Genomic DNA, 5,018 nt, shown 5'->3' with positions numbered 1-5,018 from the left:
AAAATTACCGAGCCGCAAAAGGCAAAGCACCAGTGTTGGAGTACCGCTACTACATAAGTTCAGCTGACCTGACTCCGGAGCAAGCTGGAAATGCTATTCGAGCCCACTGGGGCATTGAGTCAATGCATTGGATTTTAGATGTGAGCATGCGGGAAGATGCTTGTCAGATTTACCGAGAAAACGCAGCTGAAAACTTGGCAGGGTTAAGACACATGGCGCTTAACATGCTAAGAGCTGAGCCAACCAAAATTAGTGTGCCAATGAAGCAGAAGCGTTGCATGATGAACCCCGGCTTCTTGGAGCAAGTCTTGTTAGCTGGATTTAAGTTGGCGGCTAAATTCTAACCATTCATGCGGACGCCCTGGCTCCTCTGATCCCAATCTTGGTTTCGGCATAAATTGAAATTTTTCTCCACTTTCCTTATGTATAAATACCCATGCTTGTTTTGTATTCAGAGTTAACAGCGGTAAATTAAGTAATTGTTCAGGATGTTGAAGATCGAGAGAATTCGCATAATCAGCTGAAGCACATAATAGTGATGGATTACTGGCTAACTTTCTGGCAACCCATTCCGATTGCGGCTGTGGCCCAAAACGCAGAGCAATGTCTAGATCGTGTCGAGTAAAATAATCCATACCTGCACCGACTTGAATATTGATATTAACGTTAGGGTGCTGTTGACAAAATTCTATTGCGAGTGGGCTGAGTTGATGACGAATTGGAATGATGGGAGCATTGATTACAATATCGCCACGATATTCACTTTTCGCTTGCAGGGCTTGCTCTTGTTTGAATTCTATTTCAGCAAAGAGTTCAGCATAGGTAGCAAATAGCAGTTCGCCTTCTTTAGTTAAAGTAATCGCTTTACTGGTACGGATTAATAAAATACGACCAATATCTTGCTCCAACTGCTGGATTCGCCGGCTTAAAGTGCTTGTGGATATCGCTTTTTGTTTCGCTGCGAGTGTAAAGCTACCACACCGTACGACAGCGATAAAAAGTGCCAAATCATCAAGTTTCATTATTAATCCCATTTTTGCAATTTTCTATCCCATTCTATCCTATTTTAGAAATGGTGTGATTAGGATATCTTGTCCGAGAACGTCTTTTCATCCATCAAGAGGGGCATATGCCAACCGACTCCACTTATACCGATAACCCAAAAATTATTTTTGCCAGTGTTGCCTTGGTGATTGCTTTAGGATCACTGGAAAAAAGTATTGTGACGACACCGCTCGCCTTAATTGGTCAAGAATTATCAGCAGGTGAGTCATTAACCTGGGTGATCACCGCTTATTTATTAGCGGCGACAGCGGTGTTGCCTGTTTATGGAAAGCTTAGTGATCTATTTGGTCGTGTTCGCATGCTTAATACCAGCATTTTTATTTTTATGTTGGGCTCTGCATTATGTACCTTTGCGATTGATCTTCCGACCTTGATTGGCTCGCGAGTAATCCAAGGTATTGGTGGCGGCGGTTTAATTGCATTGGCTTTTACTGTGATTGCTGATTCGATTCCTCCGCGACAAGTCGGCAAATATCAAGGCTATATTTCAGCGGTTTATGCCGTATCAAGCATTGCTGGCCCTTTATTAGGTGGTTATTTTGCCGAGCATCTTACTTGGCGTTGGGTCTTTGGGATCAATTTACCATTGGGTGTGGTTGCATTAGTGATGGTTAACCGATACCTACGCCATCTTAATCGACGTCGTCATAGCCGGTTTGACTGGATGGGAGCTGGATTATTGATGATCGCCACCACCATGTTGCTATTGCTACTTTCATCGCATTCATTAATCTCCAATGGGTGGGGGGCATTTATTTTGCTACTGAGTGTGTTGGGGCTGATCGTTGTGGAGAGACAGGTGAGTGATCCGATTCTTCCTGCGAGATTGGCTCGATTACCCAACTATTTGACAGCCATTTTACTCATTATGGGATCACAAATGCTCATGTTTGCATTGCTTGTCTATTTACCTCTGCAGTTGCAATGGCAAAAAGGACTCTCCCCATCACAAAGCGGCACTATCATGGTGATTTTTATGTTTTGTATTACTGCAGGGGCTTACATTGGAGGGAAGTTGGTTGCCCATTATGCACGATATAAGCTACTCGTTACGGTAGGGTTTAGTTTAGCAATGGTGGCTATTTGGCAAATTCATTATGATATTTGGGTGAACTTTGCGTTAGGTTTTGCAGGGATTGGGCTTGGTTTTACTCTTCCAGCTCTCGGGGTTGTGGTGCAAAGCGTTTTGCCTGCCAGAGACCGAGGTATTGGGATGTCGCTATTTAATTTTGGACGAGAATTGGGTGGTGCATTAGGTGTCGCATTTTGTTCCGCACTTTTTTACTTACGTGTTCCACAAACCGTTACTGTGAGCGAGCAAGGAGCAAAACAAGCGGATACCAGTTACCAGTTACTCGCTCAAGGATTTAGTCTGGTCTATATCGGCATGAGTCTTTTAGCGTTATGTGCCGTGCTATTAACCTTAGGACGATTACGGAAAGATGCCTTAATGGGCGATGAAAAATAAACGTCGACAGAGCGCGCCATACTGAATTTTCGTTGTCAGTCATCCATGGTGGTATGATTTCACAGCTCTATCCGATAGAATTGCCACATGATGCCTGATTAACGTTACCTTATGTCTTCTATTTTTCTTTGTGCCGCACACATGGATGATTTGCCCGAGCTTAACCAATTAATGTTCGACTTACATGATGAACATCATCAAGCTTGTCCGGAATATTTCAAAACGGCACAAGAAATAGAACAAGAAAAGAGTATCGCACGCTATCTTGATGATCCAGAATGTTTAGTCTATGTCGCTAAATGTGGAAGGAAAATTATTGGTTTTGTCACCGGGCATTTTTGTGAACTAGTGTCAACCGTTAGCCAGCCTGTATTGATGGGAAGTATTGATGAGCTTTATATAAACCCTGACTATCGTCAACAAGGCGTCGCTCGCGATCTACTCAGTCATTTAGAACGTGTCTTTATCACTTATGGTGTTAAAGAGCTATTTGTTGAAGTTTGGGCATTTAATCAGGCGGCACTACATCTTTATCAAGCATCTGGATTTAACCATCATATTCATTGGCTACGTAAATCTGTCACAAGTAGCTAAAAGGGCCAAGTTTTATTGAAATAGTGATGTTTTGTTGGTTAATGATAGATAATCCATTTCATTATATTGAGTTCATACACGACCTTATGATGGTTCATTAGTCTGATAATCTCGTATGTTATCTTCGAGTTGTTGAATCATTTCAGACAAAATTATAATTAGAGACTCTGCTTCATTAATTGATTCTGATTCTTCTATTTTTTGGCATTGGTCTGTAATCATATTACAGCCTATAATATTTGCTCCGCTTTTCATTTTATGTGCTAATGACTGGCACTCCTGTATTTTACCGGCGTTAAGTGCTTGCTGTAAATTGGTAATGTCTTTTTTATTTTCAGTAATGACTTTGTCAAAAATATTATTGATCAGTGTAGTATTATTTCCGGTTAAATTCTTGATGACATTAATATCAAACAAAATTACTTTATTTATCTTTCTTTCTTTTGAGTTGATATTTTCTATCGGTGATTTAGTTAGTACCATGTTAAGATCATCAATAGTAATCGGTTTAAATAAACAGTCATTCATTCCTGACTCGATACAGTCACTGATAATTTCTTTTTGTGCATTAGCAGTATAACCAATAATATATATTGGTGAGTGATTGTATTCTAATTCATAACGACGAATCTGCCTGGTCAGCTCATATCCATCCATATCAGGCATATTACAGTCAGTAATAATTAAATCTAAGATTTGTTCTTTATACAGTTTTAATGCTTGGTGACCACCATCACTTTCTATCACTTTGTGTCCGAGATAACGAAGTTGTTCAGAAAGTAGTAATCGATTAGGTATATAATCATCCACGATGAGTATTCGATATTTTCGAGATTGATTATTATCATAATCTGAATCTAGTGGGATAAGAACATCATCTTCACTTTTTTCAAACTTCATTAAAATGGTAATTTTTGTTCCTATATTTTCCTGACTTTCAATATTAAAAGTAGCACACATCAAGTCACAGATAGTTTTGGAAATCAATAAACCTAAGCCAGTTCCTCCTCGGCCATGATGGTTATTAGCTTGATTAAAGGCTTGAAATAAATTATCAATATCATCTTGAGGTATTCCTATTCCTTGATCTTGAACTTCAATTCTTACTTTTTGATATAGAGGATCATTATGTATGCAAGTTGCAGATAATTTAATATAACCATGATCGGTAAATTTAATGGCATTACCTACAATATTAACCAAAACTTGTTTTAATTTTGAATCATCATAAATCAGTAATGAGTGGATTTGATGATCAAATGAAAGATATAAACTAACTCCTTTTTGGATGGCTAGGTGAGAGTAAATTCTGTAAATAGAGTCAAATGTATCTTTTAAACTATTTTTTTCAAGAGTTAGTGTAAATTTACCTGACTCTATTTTTGCAATATCAAGTATATCACCAATAAGAGCTAAGAGATCGTTGGCTGATTGGTAAGCTATATCAATAGAACTAATATCAAAATCTTTATTTTTAGCTTTTTTTAATGCTAGTTCAAGTAAACCTAATATTGCATTAATTGGTGTCCGAATTTCATGACTCATTGTTGCAATAAAACGGCTTTTTGCTGCATTGGCAAAATCAGCTTCTTCTTTTGCATCAGATAGTTGTTTCATTAAGCTTATTCTTTCACTAACATCAATCCATCCACAAATAATGCCATTGGTCTGATTATTACTCTGTAGGCTAAATGGCTGAATCCAATGATAGAGATGGTAGGTTTTATCTTCTATTGCAACCGTGCGGTCTTTAAAAATGGTTCTATTATTAACTAGTGCTGTTTGATGGTCGAGGATAATTTCTTGTCTGAAAGTATCAGAAATAGGAGTATTCGAATGTTTCTTACCTATTAATTCAGTTTCATTGCATTTTATAAATGCTGCGTAACTT

4 protein-coding genes and 1 pseudogene are annotated in these 5,018 nt (G+C 38.4%); 3 read left to right on the top strand and 2 right to left on the bottom strand.

Features of this window, described 5'->3' with window-relative positions; translation table 11 throughout:
- Window positions 1-344 (top strand): ISAs1 family transposase (locus CAG57_RS11480; protein WP_161439528.1); only part of this gene is annotated, 344 nt, incomplete at its 5' end.
- A gap of 21 nt (window positions 345-365) precedes the next feature.
- On the opposite strand, the pseudogene CAG57_RS11475 reads toward CAG57_RS11480, so the two are convergent.
- Window positions 366-1,034 (bottom strand): annotated as a pseudogene (locus tag CAG57_RS11475) (LysR family transcriptional regulator); the annotation flags it as partial.
- Window positions 1,035-1,129: 95 nt separating this feature from the next.
- Here CAG57_RS11475 and CAG57_RS11470 point away from each other — a divergent pair.
- Together CAG57_RS11470 and CAG57_RS11465 are read left to right on the top strand one after the other, a co-directional pair.
- Complete coding sequence (locus CAG57_RS11470; RefSeq protein WP_161426850.1) at window positions 1,130-2,533, top strand: MDR family MFS transporter; 1,404 nt, start codon at window positions 1,130-1,132, stop codon at window positions 2,531-2,533.
- 111 nt (window positions 2,534-2,644) lie between these two features.
- A complete protein-coding gene (locus CAG57_RS11465) occupies window positions 2,645-3,127 on the top strand; it encodes a GNAT family N-acetyltransferase (RefSeq protein WP_099612478.1) in 483 nt (160 codons plus the stop codon).
- Window positions 3,128-3,211: 84 nt separating this feature from the next.
- Here CAG57_RS11465 and CAG57_RS11460 read toward each other — a convergent pair.
- Window positions 3,212-5,018 (bottom strand): ATP-binding protein (locus tag CAG57_RS11460; RefSeq protein ID WP_161439527.1); only part of this gene is annotated, 1,807 nt, incomplete at its 5' end.

The sequence above is a fragment of the Vibrio sp. V30_P3S12P165 genome (assembly GCF_009904905.1).
Lineage (GTDB): Bacteria > Pseudomonadota > Gammaproteobacteria > Enterobacterales > Vibrionaceae > Vibrio > Vibrio fujianensis.
The sequence above is the reverse complement of the archived record's forward strand: the minus strand, read 5'-3'. Positions and strand labels throughout refer to the sequence as shown.

Bases quoted from the DNA above. Each gene is read 5' to 3' on its own strand.
- CAG57_RS11470 (WP_161426850.1), top strand. From the start codon at position 1,130: ATGCCAACCGACTCCACTTATACCGATAACCCAAAAATTATTTTTGCC.
- CAG57_RS11465 (WP_099612478.1), top strand. From the start codon at position 2,645: ATGTCTTCTATTTTTCTTTGTGCCGCACACATGGATGATTTGCCCGAG.